General features: G+C 72.6%; 8 protein-coding genes. 4 read left to right on the top strand and 4 right to left on the bottom strand.

Annotated elements, in window-relative coordinates; all coding sequences use genetic code 11:
* Nucleotides 1-18 precede the first annotated feature (18 nt).
* Nucleotides 19-2,007: an MDR family MFS transporter gene (locus ABME02_RS02335; protein WP_353813659.1), complete on the bottom strand. Its 1,989-nt coding sequence runs from the start codon at nt 2,005-2,007 to the stop codon at nt 19-21.
* 114 nt (nt 2,008-2,121) lie between these two features.
* Here ABME02_RS02335 and ABME02_RS02330 point away from each other — a divergent pair, with 114 nt between their 5' ends.
* Both ABME02_RS02330 and ABME02_RS02325 read left to right on the top strand, forming a co-directional pair.
* Nucleotides 2,122-3,963, top strand: coding sequence for a gluzincin family metallopeptidase (locus ABME02_RS02330; RefSeq protein ID WP_353813658.1), 1,842 nt, complete (start codon nt 2,122-2,124; stop codon nt 3,961-3,963).
* A 3-nt stretch (nt 3,964-3,966) separates the two neighbouring features.
* Nucleotides 3,967-5,265, top strand: a complete 1,299-nt coding sequence (locus ABME02_RS02325; RefSeq protein ID WP_353813657.1) for a ComEC/Rec2 family competence protein — start codon at nt 3,967-3,969, stop codon at nt 5,263-5,265.
* 20 nt (nt 5,266-5,285) lie between these two features.
* Here ABME02_RS02325 and ABME02_RS02320 read toward each other — a convergent pair whose 3' ends face one another.
* On the bottom strand, nt 5,286-6,329 hold the full coding sequence (locus ABME02_RS02320) for a T6SS phospholipase effector Tle1-like catalytic domain-containing protein (RefSeq protein WP_353813656.1): 1,044 nt from the start codon (nt 6,327-6,329) through the stop codon (nt 5,286-5,288).
* Between the two features lie 202 nt (nt 6,330-6,531).
* Here ABME02_RS02320 and ABME02_RS02315 point away from each other — a divergent pair, with 202 nt between their 5' ends.
* Together ABME02_RS02315 and nhaA are read left to right on the top strand one after the other, a co-directional pair.
* Nucleotides 6,532-9,027 (top strand): FAD-dependent oxidoreductase, encoded by a 2,496-nt coding sequence (locus tag ABME02_RS02315; RefSeq protein ID WP_353813655.1) that lies wholly within the window; start codon nt 6,532-6,534, stop codon nt 9,025-9,027.
* A gap of 92 nt (nt 9,028-9,119) precedes the next feature.
* The gene (gene nhaA, locus ABME02_RS02310; RefSeq protein WP_353813654.1) at nt 9,120-10,985 is read left to right on the top strand and encodes a Na+/H+ antiporter NhaA; all 1,866 of its coding nucleotides are present in this window, start codon (nt 9,120-9,122) and stop codon (nt 10,983-10,985) included.
* Between the two features lie 49 nt (nt 10,986-11,034).
* Here the strand turns inward: nhaA and ABME02_RS02305 are convergent, their stop codons facing one another.
* The gene (locus tag ABME02_RS02305) at nt 11,035-12,900 is read right to left on the bottom strand and encodes a YhgE/Pip domain-containing protein (protein ID WP_353813653.1); all 1,866 of its coding nucleotides are present in this window, start codon (nt 12,898-12,900) and stop codon (nt 11,035-11,037) included.
* On the bottom strand, nt 12,897-15,791 hold the full coding sequence (locus tag ABME02_RS02300; protein WP_353813652.1) for an MMPL family transporter: 2,895 nt from the start codon (nt 15,789-15,791) through the stop codon (nt 12,897-12,899). The genes ABME02_RS02305 and ABME02_RS02300 overlap by 4 nt, the downstream gene beginning before the upstream one ends.
* Nucleotides 15,792-15,812: the final 21 nt, after the last annotated feature.

Below are 15,812 nucleotides of genomic sequence, written 5' to 3'. Positions count from 1 at the left end.
GAGCGTGCCGGCGCCGGCTCAGTCGCGTGACTCGTGTCCTCGGTGCAGGCTCGGGTCGCCCCCCGGCTCGACCATGGCGCCGAACTCCTCGGCCGCGAGGGTCGCGATCACGCCCGTGTCGGCGCGCTCCTCCTCCTCGGCCGAGACCGTGCCGACCCCCGCAGCACCGGATGCGCCGGCCGCGCGGGTCGGCGCGGAGGCGCCCGCCGCATCCGCTGCCGCCCGCTCGTCGGCCGCCTCCTGGAGCGCGGACTTGGCGCGCAGCGGCGGCGTGCGGAAGAACAGCGACAGCACGAACGCGATGAGCACGACGACGAGCGCGACCCAGTACACCTGCACGGCGGACTCGTTGAACCCGACGAGGAACGGCTTGGCCAACCGCGGGTCGGCGCCCGTGAGGAACGACGTGTCGTCGAGCGCGCTGCCGCCGACCGAGGCCTCGTCGCCCTCGCCCGACTGCGCCTCGTCGAACGCCTGCTGCACCGCGGGGAGCGCCCGTTCCACGACCTGCTGCCGTTCCGCGTCGTCGGCCAGGTCGACCTGCGGCGGCAGGTTCGCGGTGATCGGCTCCACGATCGGCGCGTAGATCGTGGCCATGATCTCCTCGTTCGCGGGCGCCGCGGCGACCGTCGGGTCGAGGGCCGCATCGAGGGCGTCGGAGAGCGTCGCCTCGTCGGAGAGCGACCCCGTCACGTTCGACGGCATGAGCGTGAACAGGAGCGAGAGCAGCACGGCGGTGCCGGCTGTGCCGCCGATCTGGCGGAAGAACGTCGAGGCGCTCGTGGCCACGCCCATGTCGCGCAGTCCGACCGAGTTCTGGCTCGCGATCGTGAGCGTCTGCATGAGCTGCCCGAGGCCGAGGCCGATGAGCACCATGGCGCCGGCCATGACCCAGTACGACGAGTCGTACTCCAGGGTCGTGAGGTCGAGGAAGCCGGCCGCGAGCATGGCCGTGCCGAGGATCGGGAAGATCCGGTAGTGGCCGGTGCGCGCGATGATCTGGCCGCTCAGGATCGACGCGGTCATGAGCCCGAGGATCATCGGCAGCATCTGGAATCCGCTCTCGGTGGGGGTCGACCCGAACACCAGCTGGAGGTAGAGCGGAATCGTGAGCATCGCGCCGAACATGCCGAACCCCACGAACACGCCGATGACCGTCGCCATCGAGAACGTGCTCGAGCGGAACAGCTTCAGCGGGATCAGCGCGTCGTCGCCCATGGCGCGCTCGACGAGCACGAAGGCGATGAGTCCCGCGACGCCGACCGTGTAGCACGCGATCGCGATCGGGCTGGTCCATCCCCAGTCCCGGCCCTCCTCGGCGACGAGGAGGAGCGGCACGAGCCCGATGATGATCGTGGCGGCGCCCCACCAGTCGATCCTGACGCCGGGCCGGGCGTGCTTCGGCAGGTGCAGGAATCGCAGGACGATCGCGAGGGCGACGAGCCCGATCGGCACGTTGATGAGGAAGACCCAGCGCCATCCCGCGATCCCGAGGATCTCCTCGGCGCCGGCGAACAGGCCGCCGACGAGCGGCCCGATGAGGCTCGAGATCCCGAACACGGCGAGGAAGTAGCCCTGGTACCTCGCTCGTTCGCGGGGCGCGAGCATGTCGCCCATGATCGCGAGCGGCATCGACATCAGGCCGCCGGCCCCGAGTCCCTGGATGGCGCGGAAGGCGGCCAGCTCGAGCATCGAGGTCGAGAACGTCGCGAGGAGCGAGCCGACCATGAAGATCACGATCGCGGCGATGAACAGCGGGCGTCGCCCGAAGATGTCGGAGAGCTTGCCGTAGATCGGGGTCGAGATCGTGGAGAGGATCAGGTAGGCGGTGGTCACCCACGCCTGCTGGCTGAGCCCGTTCAGGTCGTCGCCGATGGTGCGGATCGCGGTGCCGACGACCGTCTGGTCGAGGGCCGAGAGGAACATGCCCGCCATCAGGCCGAAGATCACGAAGAGGATCTGCCTGTGCGACATCAGCGGCGCGGACGCCGGTGCTGGATTCGTCATGACCGTTCGATGCTAGCCCTCAGGGTCGTCCCTGTTGCCGGGCGGTTCGAGGGTCGCTAGGTTCGGCACTGCACGGCAGCATCATGCGTTCCAGCCTTGTCGAGGAGGCCTGCGATGCTCTCCAACCACAACGTGCCCGCCGTCCAGGCACCCGATCGCCGCCTCCTGCGCGCGTTCGCGTTCGATCCGATGAGCTCGCGGCTCAGCGGCCAGTTCCTCACGGTCGACATCCCGTTCGAGATCGGCCTCAGGCCCGGCCCGGAGGGCGAGCTCGTCCAGGTGGTCGACTACGACGCCACCCGACGCCGCTGGTACCACCCCGTCGACCTCGACGACCCGCCGGTGCTGGCCCAGGAGGGGCTGCGACCGTCGGAGAGCGACCCGCGGTCGCACCAGCAGATCGTCTACGCGATCACGATGAGCGTCATCGAGCGGTTCGAGCGGTTCACCGGTCGTCGCTTCCGCTGGCGCGGCGACGACCGGCTCCGGCTCGTGCCGCACGCCTTCTACGGACGTAACGCGTACTTCGATCCCGATCGGCGCGCCGTGCTGTTCGGCTACTACCGTGCCGACGACACCGACACGCAGGCGAGCCTGCCGCACCAGCTGATGTTCACCTGCCTCTCGGTCGACATCATCGCCCACGAGGTCACCCACGCCATCGTGCACCGGATGCGGCCGCTCTTCACGATCGCGACGAACTCCGACGTGTTCGCGTTCCACGAGGCGTTCGCCGACCTCGTCGCCCTGTTCCACCACTTCCTCTTCACCGACATCGTCGAGGACTTCGTGGCCGGCTCGCGCAGCGAGCTCTCCGACGCCACGGCGCTGCTCTCGCTGGCCGACGAGTTCGGCCGGTCGACCGGCCGCGGCGGGCCGCTGCGCTCGGCGGTCGGGTCGGCGCCCGACCCGGGGGACTTCCAGGCGGCGCGCGAGCCGCATCGCCGCGGCGCGATCTTCGTGGCCGCCGTGTTCGACGCGTACCTCGCGACCTACCGATCGCGGATCGCGGACCTCCGCCGGCTCGCCACGGGGGGCTCGGGCGTGCTCTCCGACGGCGAGCTCTCGCCCGACCTCGTCCGCCGCATCGCCGGCGAGGCCGTGAAGAACGCCGACCGGATCCTCGGCATGGTGGTCCGCGGATTCGACTACCTGCCGGCGGTCGACGTCACCTTCGGCGACGTCGTGCGCGCCATCATCACGGCCGACCGCGACCTGTTCCCCGACGACCGGATCCACCTCCGCGGCCACCTCGTCGAGGCGCTGCGACGCCGCGGCATCTTCCCGCCCGGCGTCGTCTCGCTCGCCGACCAGGCGCTGCTCTGGCGCCGTCCGACCATCCCGCTGAACCTCACGACGGGCGACGCGACGGTCGACCTCGGGCAGCTGATCCTCGACTCGACGATCAAGCTTGACCCCGCGGCGTCCTCGGTCACCGCGGCCGGCAACGCCGCCAAGGAGCGCTCGAGGGCGGTGTACGCGCAGACGGTGAATTGGGCGAAGGCGCACGCCGTCGAACTCGGCCTCGACCCCCGCGCGGGACGGATCCGGGTCCTCGGCATGCACGTCGGGTTCCAGAGCGGCGGCGACGGCCAGCCGCACCCGAGGATCTTCATCCAGATCGTGCAGCGGCGCGAGGACCTCGAGTCGGGACCCGACCGGGACACCCGGACCCGCCTCCACGCGGCCTGCACGGTGATCGCGAACGTCGACGGTCGCGTCGCCTGGCTCGTGCCGAAGCCGCTGCCGTACACGCGCCCGGCCGAGCTCGCGAAGCTGCCGGAACCGCTCCGGACGCACGGCCGCCATCAGCACGCTGCCGGCGTCGCGCGGCTCGAGGAGATCCACGACTGGTTCGAGGAGGTCGAGGACGGCGACCCGCTCGCGATCTGGCTCGACCAGCCCGCGGTCGGACGGCTGACGTTCGCGAGCCTGCACGCACCCGAGGAGGACTGAGCCATGTCCGCGGCGACCGTCACCATCCGGATGTACAACCCCGGCTTCGGCGACTGCTTCCTGGTCACCGTCGCCGACGACGACGCGACCTGGCGGATGCTCGTCGACTGCGGCGTGCACAGCCACGGCCGCGCCCGCGTCGGCGACGTGCCGCGGAAGATCGGCGACGTGGTCGACGCCGTTATCGCCCAGCTCACGGCCGAGAGCGACGACGGGACGCCGCGGCTCGACGTCGTCGTGGCGACCCACCGCCACTCCGACCACGTGTCGGGGTTCGCCGACGACGCCTGGGAAGCGGTCGACGTCGGCGAGGTGTGGGTGCCGTTCGTCGAGGACGAGCACGACTCCGACGCGATCGGCCTCCGCCAGGGGCTCTCCGTCGCGGCGACCGCCCTGCAGGGACTCGTGGAGCAGGCCGCCGGCGGGCGGCCGGTCGAATCGCTCGGACGTTCGATGGCGCTCGCGCTGGACTTCGCCGTGAACTCCGGTCCGAACCTCGCGGCGGCGAGGCGACTGGTCGACGGCGGGTTCAAGGGGGGTGTCGAGCACCACCAGGTCCGGTTCCTGCCGAAGCGCGACGCGGCGGCCAACCGCGTCGAGCTGCCCGTCGACGGTGCCGTGGTGCACGTGCTCGGGCCGAGTCGCGACCCCCAGGAGCTCAAGCGGATGGACCCGCCCGCCGCCGTGCACTGGCTCGAGGAGGCGGCCGCCGAACTCGGTCGCGAGGAGGACGACGACATCTTCGACCGCATGTACGAGGTGCCGCGCGACGAGGTCTCCGCCAGGGTCCCGATCCAGCTGGTGCGAGCGCGGAACGCCATGCGCCTCGGGCAGCTCGCGCTCGACGAGGAGGCGCTGCTGCGCGCAGCATCCGTCCTCGAACGCTCGGTGAACAACACCAGCCTCTTCTTCGTGCTCGACGTCCGCGGAACCCGGTTCGTCTTCGTGGGCGACTCGCAGCAGGGCGCGTGGGAGCACGTGCTCGACGCCCCGGAGTCGAGGGCGCTCGTGACCGGCGCCGCGTTCTACAAGGTCGGGCACCACGGCTCGCACAACGCGACGCCGAAGCCGGTCGCGCGCGAGCTCGTCCGCGCCGGCGGAGTGGCCATGGTTCCCGTCGGCACGGTGAAGGCATGGCAGGACAACATCCCGAAGTCGGAGATCCTCGAGGCGCTGCACGAGAGCGGCGCGCACGTGATCCGCGCGGACGATCCGGAGGCGGGCGCCCGGGGGGACGACGACCTCGACTTCCACGCCGCCCCGGACGGGCTCTGGAGCGAGGTGCGCTTCCGGATCCCCTGACCCGGCGCGCGATCGACGGGTCAGCGGATCCGCAGGGTCGTCCAGTCGTCGTCGACCCACGTCGCGTCGGCGGGCAGTCGCGGCCGGTAGTCCGTCGCCGACATCCGCTCGCGCACGCTCGCGTGCACCCGGACACCCGGGGGGATCGGTCGCCGACGCGGCACCAGCAGGCTCCACGCCGCTCCGTTCCGGTGCGCGGCACCGGCCGCGTGCGCGCCGGAGAACCCCTCGAACGCCTTCGCGGTGCGCTTCGCGTCGAGCTTCAGGCCACGGTCGACCGCGCCCTCGAGCACCCACTTCAGCGCGATGGTGGAGAGCTTCGGGTCGTCGGCGAACGTGCCGCCGACGTCGGAGTGGATGCCCGCGAACCACGCCTCCTCGAGCGTCTCGGGGGCCTTGGTGCGCACCTCGTACTCGCGGAACGGGCGACGCCGCTCGTCGATCGAGATGGCGTGCCGGATGTGGAGGGCGTTCGGCAGCTGCCTCGTGTACGGCCAGTCGGGAGCGATGCGCACCACGCCGAGCGCCTTCACCGTGTCCCACAGCCCGAGGTACTCGATCGGGATCGTGCTCCGGCCGTCGACCTGCTGTGCGAACAGGCGTGAGAAGCGGTGGATCTCGTCCCACGGGATCCGCCGCTCTCCGCCGCGGCGGGCGTACTTCGCGACCGCGTACTGGAGCTGGTTCTCCGAGCCCGGGCGCATGAGCCCGACGAGGCGGAGCATCCCCGTCAGCGCACGCGCGGTGAACGCGCCGCGGCTGAACCCGAACACGAAGATCCGGTCGCCGGGCTGCCACGTCCGCATGAGCCACGCGTACGCCTCGCCGAGGTTCTGCCGCATCCCCGCCCCGTAGACCAGCCCGCCGAGTCGGGAGAGTCCGCGCGCCAGCGGGGTCCAGGCGCCCGGCGAAGCGAACGTGCCGACGCCGGGGTCGTAGTACGCGACCTGCGCGGTCTCGTCCGAGAGGTCGAGCAGCTCGTACACCCGCACGCAGTTCGAGTCGGCATCGCCCCGCACTTGGCCGGCCGTCCCGTCCAGGCAGAGCACCAGATTCCGCGCCATGATCGCGTCCCCCCGGACGGTCGGCGCCCGCCGCTCCGCCCGAACGTCACGGTACTCCCCGCGCGTGCTCCTGCGGAAGGGAGCGTCGGCGACCGACTCCTTCGTCGCGGGACCGATGACCCGGCCGACGGCCGAGTCGGCCGCCTACCATCGGGCGCGACGGCCGGCACGCATCGCCGGCCCCGAGCGGATGGAGCGCAGCATGAAGATCGTCGTGGTCGGAGGGGTGGCCGGCGGGGCGTCCGTCGCAGCGCGCGCACGCCGCCTCGACGAGTTCGCCGAGATCGTCGTGCTCGAGCGGGGCGACTACGTCTCGTTCGCGAACTGCGGCCTGCCCTACCACATCGGCGAGGTCATCACCGATCGCAGCCGCCTGCTGCTCCAGACGCCCGAGAGCCTGCACGAGTCGCTCGCGATCGACGTGCGCGTCGGCGCCGAGGTCGTCGCGCTCGATCGCGCGGCGAAGACCGTCACCGTGCGCGAGACCGCGTCCGGTCGCGAGTACGTCGAGTCCTACGACCGGCTCGCGCTCTGCCCGGGCGCCGATCCGCTCCGGCCACCGCTGCCCGGGATCGACCTGCCCGGCGTGCACGTGCTGCGCAACGTCGCCGACATGGACGAGATCAAGGCGCAGCTCGACGAGGCGCTCGCGGCCGCGGCATCCGCACCGGGCCGATCGCGCACGCCGGTGAAGGCGGTCGTCATCGGCGCCGGCTACATCGGCGTGGAGATGGCCGAGAACCTCCAGCACCGCGGCGCCTCGGTGACGATCGTCGAGCTCGCCGACCAGATCCTGCCGCCGCTCGACAAGGAGGTCTCGGTGCCCGTCGAGCAGCACCTGCGCAGCCGCGGCGTCGAGCTCTTCCTCTCGACGGGCGCCGCGGCGTTCTCGGAGCGCCGCGGCGGCGGGCTCACGGTCGAGCTGACGAACACCCGGTTCGTCGACGCCGACCTGGTGATCCTGTCGGCCGGTGTCCGGCCGAACGTGGGGCTGGCCGCGGATGCCGGCCTCGAGCTCGGGCCGCGCGGCGGCATCCGCGTCGACACGCACATGCGCACGTCGGACCCGTCGATCTGGGCGGCGGGCGACGCCGTCGAGACCCCGCACACGGTCCTCCCCGGGTCGTGGATCACCCCGCTCGCCGGGCCCGCGAACCGCGAGGCGCGCGTCGCCGCGGAGAACATGTGCGGGCGCGACACCGAGTACCGCTCGACGCAGGGCACGTCGATCGTCAAGGTCTTCGACATGGTCGCGGGCGGCACCGGTGCGACGGAGCGGCAGCTCGTGGCCGAGGGAATCGAGTACCGCGCCGTGCACATCCACCCGTCCGGCCACGCGGGCTACTACCCGGGCACCGCGCAGATGCACCTCAAGCTGCTGTTCTCGCCGGTCGAGGGGCGCATCCTCGGCGCGCAGGTCGCCGGGTTCGACGGGGTCGACAAGCGGCTCGACGTGCTCGCCACGGTGGTCCGGCTCGGCGGAACCGTGCACGACCTCGAAGAGCTCGAGCTCGCCTACGCGCCGCCGTTCGGGTCGGCCAAGGACCCCGTCAACATGGCGGGCTTCGTCGCGGGCAACGTGCTGCGGGGCGACCTCGTGCTCTGGTACGCGAGCGACTGGCCTGCCGGGGTCGAGGGGGCGCGGCTCGTCGACGTGCGCACCCCCGAGGAGTTCGGGATCTGGCACATCCCGGGCGCCGAGAACGTGCCGCTCGCGACGCTGCGCGCGGCGAGCGCGGAGTGGGACCGCTCGGTGCCGGTCCGCCTGTACTGCGCGGTCGGCTTCCGCAGCTACCTCGCGTACCGGCTGCTCGTGCAGCGCGGCTTCACGGACGTCGCGACGCTGTCGGGCGGGTCGAACACGTTCCGCTTCCGGCACGAGGTCGAGCCCGCGTCGACCGTCGCGCCGCCGCCCGAGATCGCCTACGCCGAGGCGGTCGACCTGATCGCGGCGACGAAGGGCACGGGGAAGTCGGTCGACCTCGACTGCACCGGGCTCGCGTGCCCCGGCCCGATCATGCGGCTCTCCGCGACGATGGGCGACCTCGCCGTGGGCGACGAGGTCGTCGTGCGCGTCTCCGACCCCGGGTTCGTCAGCGACGGGCCCGCCTGGGCGGCGAGCCACGGGCACGAGCTGCTGTCGATGACGCCCGACGGTCCGGGCTACGTCGCGGCGTTCCGCAAGGGCGGCGCCGCGGCATCCGGGACCACCGCCGCCGTCGAGCGGCGGAACCAGACGTCGTTCGTCGTGTTCTCGGGCGACCTCGACAAGATGCTCGCCGCGTTCATCATCGCCAACGGCGCCCTCGCGATGGGACAGCAGGTCTCGATGTTCTTCACGTTCTGGGGTCTGAACGCGCTGCGGCGCGAGCACGCGCCGAAGCGCGACCACGGCGCGCTCGAGCGGATGATGGGCATGATGATGCCCTCGGGGCCGGACCGGCTGCCGCTCTCGCAGATGAACATGGCGGGTGCGGGCCCGGCGATGATCAAGCACGTGATGAAGGAGCACGACGTGCAATCGGTGCCCGAGCTCATGAGCGCCGCACGCGAGGGCGGTGCCCGGCTCATCGCGTGCACCATGACGATGGACCTCCTCGGCATCGCCGAGTCCGACCTGATGGAGGACATCGAGTTCGGCGGCGTCGCGACCTTCCTCGGAGAGGCGGAGAAGTCGGGGACGACGCTCTTCATCTGAGACCCGAGCGACCCGTCGGCCCCCGAACGGGGTCGGAGGCCGGTGTCGCCGGGTTCTCCCGCGTTCGCGGCATCCGCCCCTAGCATTGGCGCATGAGTGCGCCAGCCCCCGCGGCCGACACCACGACGAGCGCCGCCCGTCGCAAGGTCCGTCTGCGCCGCGGATCGAGCGACCGGTCGGCGGCCGCGCTGCTGCTCACCGGCACGGTGCTCGCGATCCTCTGGGCGAACTCGCCGTGGGGGTGGACCTACGAGGCGTTCTGGGAGACCGAGCTCGAGATCGGCCTCGGCGGCTGGCAGCTGCACGCCACCCTGCACGACGTCGTGAACGACGGGCTCATGACCCTGTTCTTCTTCGTCGTGGGCCTCGAGGTGAAGCGGGAGTTCACGATCGGCGAGCTCAACGACCGCTCGCGAGCGATCGTGCCGATCGTCGCCGCCGTCGCGGGCCTCGTGATCCCCGCGCTGCTCTTCGTCGTCATCGCGCTGCCGACGGGCGAGCTCAGCGCGTGGGGCGTCGTGATCTCGACCGACACGGCGTTCCTCCTGGGGGCCCTCGCGATCATCGGCCCGCCGTTCCCCGCCCGGCTCCGCACCTTCCTCCTCACCCTCGCCGTCGTCGACGATGTCGGCGCGCTGCTCGCGATCGGCATCTTCTACAACACCGGGCTCGACCTCGTGCCGCTCGCCGTCGCCGCCGTGCTCATGGTGGCGATCGCGCTCGTCAGGTACCTGCGGGCCGGGCGCGGCCTCGCGTACGGCGTGCTCGGCGTCGGGCTCTGGGTCGCGATCGCGATGGCCGGCATCCACCCGACCCTCGCGGGCGTCGCCGTGGCGCTCCTCATCCCGGTGTTCCCGCCGCGGAGGACCGAGGTCGAACGGACCGCCGAGCTCACGAGGGCGTTCCGCGAGTCGCCGAGCGCCCAGTACGCCGCCGCCGTGAACCGGAGCCTCCGCGAGTCGCTCTCGATCAACGACCGGCTCCAGGCCGAGTGGGGGCCCTACATCGCCTTCCTCGTGCTGCCGATCTTCGCGCTCGCGAACGCCGGCGTCCACCTCGACGCCGAGACGCTCGCGGCGGCCTTCACGTCGCCGCTCACGTGGGCCATCATCGCGGGCCTCGTCGTGGGCAAGTTCGTCGGCATCACCGCGGCGACCGCCATCGTGCGAGCGACCGGGATGGGCAAGCTCGCGCCGGGACTCGGGATGCCGCGGATCGCGGGCGGCGCCGCGCTGTCGGGCATCGGGTTCACGATCTCGCTGTTCATCGTGGGGATCGCGCTCGCCGACGGGGAGGCGCAGGACCACGGTCGCGTCGGCGTGCTCACGGCATCGCTCATCGCGTTCGGCCTCGGGTGGGCGATCTTCGCGATCGCGGATCGCCTCGACCCGCCGAAGGCGGTCGGCAAGGTACTCGCCCGGCCGTTCGACCCCGAGCGCGACCACTACCGCGGCCGACCCGACGCCCCGCACCAGATCGTCGAATACGGTGACTTCGAGTGCCCGTTCTGCAGCCGTGCCACGGGCTCGATCGACCAGGTGATCAAGCGGTTCGGCGACGACGTGTGCTGGGTCTGGCGGCACCTGCCGCTCGAGGGGGTGCACCAGCACGCCAAGCTCGCGGCCCAGGCGTACGAGGCGGCCGCGCTGCAGGGACGGTTCCTCGACATGTCGCGCACGCTCTTCCAGCACCAGGACGCGCTCGAGGCCGACGATCTCTGCCGGTACGCGGAGGAGCTCGGCCTCGACGTGCCGAGGTTCCTCGAGGACCTGCGATCGCCGGCGGTCGTGCGGCGCGTCGAGGACGACCAGATCGACGCCGAGCTCATGGACCTGCACTCCACGCCGACCTTCTTCGTCAACGGCCGACGTCACATCGGCCCGTGGGACTCGCGCAGCCTGATCCGCTCGCTCGAGGCGTCGGCCGAAGCGCCCGCGGAGGCCGCGGGCGAGCGCTGAGCCGCCGTCCGCAGGCGGGCCGGCGCCGCAGCCCGGGTGCCCGACCGTCTCAGCCCGCGGCGGTGCGGTGCCGCGAGACGCCCACGACCACGAGCGCCGCGCCGATCAGCGAGTAGACGAGGAGCGCGACGAGGTCGCCCCAGCCCGAGCCGACGCCGAGCCCCGCGAGGAGCAGGCTGTGCCCCGGTCCCGTCGGGATGAGGTTCGCGGAGCTCGCGATCGCGGCGGGCACGGTCGAGGAGACCCCGGCGGCCAGTCCGATGACGGCGGCGATCGCGGCGGCCGTCCGGCCGGGACCGCCGAAGCCGGCCGCGAGGCCGTGGTTCACGAGCGCGAACACCGTGCCGATGACGATCGCGGCCGCGGCGAAGCCCGTCCGTGCTGCGGCATCGGCGTCGAGCGCCGGCTGCAGGGCGAGGCCGACGATCAGCCCCTGCGCGGCACCGAGCGCCGCACCCGGCCAGATCGAGCGGGCCGCGATCGACACGGTCGACGCCGACGTCAGGAGGCGGCGTCCCGGCACCGCCCGGCGCGCGAGGGCGAGCACGATCGCACCGACCCAGAGCGCGAACGTCGCGAACAGCGGCACCGACTGCGTCCCGCTCGCGGGAACGGCGATGTCGGTGCGGGCGGGCTGCGCGACGACCGACGAGAGGGTCGTGATGTCGGATTCCGAGTAGGTGGGGATCTGCTCGACCGCCTCGGCGAGCCCGTCGGCGAGCTGCGCGGCACCCGACGACGTCTCGTCGGCCCCGGACGCCACCTCCTGCGCGCCGGCGTTCACCTGCTCGCCGCCGGCGGCGCTCTCCGCTGCCCCGGCCGCCACCTCGTCGGCCCCCGTCGACGAGGCATCGGCGCCCGCGACGAGGCCGGGCATGCCCGCCGCGAGCTCGGCGTTGCCGGCGGCGACCTGGTCGGCGCCGGCGGCCAGCGCATCGATGTCGCCGTCGACCGCCTGGACTCGGGCGAGCACGCTCCGGCCGCGCTCGCAGGCGGCGCCGGGACGCACGGCGCAGAGGTCGTCGACGACCCGGGCGACGTCCGCGGTCGCCCCGTCGAACGCCGCCGCGATCGCGTCGAGCGCTGCGGCGACCTGCGCCGAGCCCGTCGCGAGCTGCGCGGTGTCCGACGGCAGGGACTGCACCGAGGCGTCGAGCTGGGCGAGCCCCGCTGCGAGCGACGCCGCCCCAGCGTCCAGCGAGTCGAGCCCGGAGGCGAGCTGCGACGTCCCCTCGGCGAGCGAGCCCGCGCCGCTCGCGAGCGAGGATGCGCCCGACGCCAGTTCGGCGGCCCCGTCGGCGGCCTGGCCGATCTGCTCGTTGATCGTGTTGAAGCCCTGGTACACGTTGCCGAGGTAGCGCTCCGTGAGCTGGGCGTTGAACGTCGCCACGGCCGCCTGCGTGATGACGTCGGTGAGCGCGGGGTCGAGGTAGGCCGAGGCGGGCGTGGTCTGCACGTGCAGCGTGGCATGGACGGCGTCCGCCGCGGGCCCGGAGATCGAGGTCGCCTTCGCCGAGAACGATGGCGGGATCGTGAGCACCGCCGCGTAGCGCCCCTCGCGGAGCCCGGAGGCGGCATCCTCGTCGTTCGTCAGGATCCACGTGAAGTTCGGCTCGCTCGGCGCGGGCGTCGCGGTCGCATCCGGCCCGGGGTCGTCGGGCGCGCCCTCGCCGGCGATGCCGCCGATGAGGCCGGCCGCGAACTCGCGACCGAGCGGCACGGTCTGCCCGTTCAGCTCGACGGGCTGGTCGTCGTTCACGACGGCCGCGGTGACCCGGTCGAAGTCGCCGACCGGTGCCGCGAGCCCCCACGCCAGCAACCCGGCGACCGCGAGCGGCAGGAGCAGGACGCCGACGACCCCGAGGACGCCGAGCCGCTCGGCGCCCTGCGCCGACGAGAAGGTCGGGTCGCTCACGTCGTCGTCCCCGTCGTCGCCGCCTCCCTGGCGGATCGAGCGGAGGGGGCGGGCTCGAGTACTGTCCGGGCGAGCCCGTGCGGGAGCACCGCGTCGGCGGCCGGTGCGAGCTCGCACGAGACGAGTACGGTCAGCGGATGGCCCGTCCGGCGCTCGGCGCCGCTCGCGGCGCCCGTGAGCACCTCGCGGAGCTCGTCCCTGGCGGCCGGGTCGGCGAGGAGGTCGACGCCGTCGATCGCGAGCAGCTCCGGGCCGTCGGCCGCGGCATCCACGACGGCGGCGATCGGGTCCGGGACCCGGGCGACCTCGACGACGGCGCTCCGTGCCCGCACGCTCGCCGCCCGGACGGGCAGGACGAGCCCGAGGCACTTCAGCCGGCCGTCGACCACCGGCCGGCGCCCGGTGAGGGCGAGCAGCATCGCGCGGCGCTCCTCGGGAGACGCGCCGGCGACGACGAGCGCCTCGCCGGCGGGCACGCGCACGTCGACGTCGACGAGGCGCGGCTCGCGCCGCACCGCCACGCCCTGCCCGACGATCGCGAGCGCGTCGCCCGGTTCCGGCCAGTCGGCGAGCTCGTCCTCGCGGGCGAGCCCCTCGCCCTCGACGTCGAAGCGGGGGAGCACCCGATCCAGTCCCGCGGGGAACCACCACGCGTGCCGCCCGAACCAGGCCAGCACCGCGGGGGTCAGCGTCATCCGGACGATGAACGCGTCGATCGCGACCCCCGTCGCCAGGCCGAACGCGATCGGCTGCATCGACGCCTCGCCGTTCAGGATGAAGCCGCCGAACACCGTGAACATGATGATGCCCGCGGCCGTGACGACACGCGCCGAGGCGTGGAAGCCGCGCTCGATCGCGGGGCGCGGTTCGCCGTGCTTCAGGAAGTCCTCGCGCATGCGGCTGACGAGGAACACCTCGTAGTCCATCGCGAGTCCGAAGAGCACGCCCATCACGATGATCGGCATGAAGCTCGTGACCGACCCGACCGACTCGACGTTGAGCGGTCCGGCGAGGACCCCGTCCACGAAGACGAGGCTCGTGAGGCCGAAGGCGGCGCCGATCGAGAGGACGTACCCGAGGGCGGCCGTCACGGGCACCACGATCGAGCGGAACACCATCGCGAGGAGCACCAGCGAGAGCCCGACGACGAGCAGCCCGAACGGCAGCAGTGCGCCGCCGAGCCGCTCCGAGATGTCGACGCCGAGCGCCGTGTAGCCGGTCACCGAGAGGTCGACGGCGTAGTCCTCGAGGAACGCGTCGTGCATCCCGCGCAGTCGGTGCACGAGCTGCTCCGTCTGCTCGGAGTCCGGCGCGCCGTCGGGGATCACCTGGATCACGGCGGTGTCGCCCGTCTGGTTCGGCGTCGCGAGCGGCACGGCTGCGACCCCCTGCACGTCGGCGACCTGGGCCGCGATGTCGTCGATGAGGTCGACCGGGTCCGTGCTCTGGATCACGGACCCCGTGAGGATGAGCGGTCCGTTCGCACCGGCGCCGAAGTGCTCGGCGATGAGGTCGTACGTGACCCGCCCCGGCGCGCCCTCCGGGAGGGACCCGGAGTCGGGCAGGGCGAGTCGCAGGTTCGCGGCGGGCAGTGCGGCGAGGCCGAGCAGCACGGCGATGAGCACGACCGTGACCGGTGGCCAGCGGATGGCGGCGCGCACCCAGTGGCCGAAGAACCCGCCGGGCCTGGAGTCGGGTGCCGGTTCCCGGGCCGGGGCGTCGGATGGCGCGTCCGGCGCCTCGGGCGCGGCGCCCCCTGGTGCGGGCGCCGTCGGTTCGGCACCCGCGTCGTCCGCGCTCGCCGCGTCCGCCGGCGCCGTCCCGTGCCCGTCGTTCCCGTCGTGCCCCTCGCGCCCCGGTCGAAACCGCTTCGGCACGACATGCCATCCCGCGAACGACAGCAGGGCCGGCGTGAGCGTCAGCGCGACGAGCGCGGCCGTCGCGACGGCGAGGGCCGCCGAGAGCCCGGTGATCGTCAGGAAGGGGATGCGCGCGACGGAGAGCCCGAGCAGCGCGATGATCACGGTCGTCGCGGCGAACATGACCGCGGAACCCGCGGTCGCCACCGCCCTCGGTGCGGACTCGTCGGGCGGCATCCCGCGCTTCACCTGGTCCTGGTGCCGGGAGACGATGAAGAGCGAGTAGTCGACCCCGACCGCCAGTCCGAGCATGACGGCGAGGAGCGGCGCGGTCGAGGTGACCGTCAGCCAGCGCGTCGCGGTGAGGACGACGGCGACCGCGGCGCCGACGCCGACGAGCGCGGTGGTGATCGGCATGCCCGCGGCGACGAGGGAACCGAACGTCACGAACAGGACGACGAGCGCGATGAGGATGCTCGTGAGCTCGCTGATGCCGATCCCCGGGTTCACCTGCGAGTACAGCGAGCCGCCGACGGCGACCTGCGAGCCGTCGGGCAGGTCGCCCTGCAGGGTCGTGCCCTCGGCCTGGAGCGCGTCGGACGTGGAGGGAAGCACGTCGACGGTGCCGACCGACAACTGGATCGTGACGAGCACGGCCGACGAGTCGGAGGCGATGTCGGCCGACGATCCGTCGTCGTACGGCGAGCTGACGGTCGAGACCTGGGGGATCGCCTCGATCGCGGTGATCGCGTCCTCGACCGCCGACTCGAAGTCGTCGTCGGTGACGTCGCCGCCCTCGGGGGCGACCGCGATGAGCTGCGCCGAGGTGCCGGAGAACTGCGGGAAGGTCCGCGCGAGGGCGTCGAGGGCGTCCTGCGACTCGGTCCCCGGGAACGCGTAGGTGTTGTTCGTGCCCGTGCCGACGAGCCCGGCGATCGTGAAGAGCACGGCGAGGACGCCGACCCAGACGAGCACGACGAGGATGCGGGCGCGATAGGCCCAACGTCCGAGCGCGTGCAATGCCGAGGACATGTCTCACACTCCCCCCGAAGT

The sequence above is a fragment of the Agromyces zhanjiangensis genome (assembly GCF_040496055.1).
Lineage (GTDB): Bacteria > Actinomycetota > Actinomycetes > Actinomycetales > Microbacteriaceae > Agromyces > Agromyces zhanjiangensis.
Note: the sequence above shows the minus strand (reverse complement) of the source record. Positions and strands in the feature narration are given on the sequence as shown.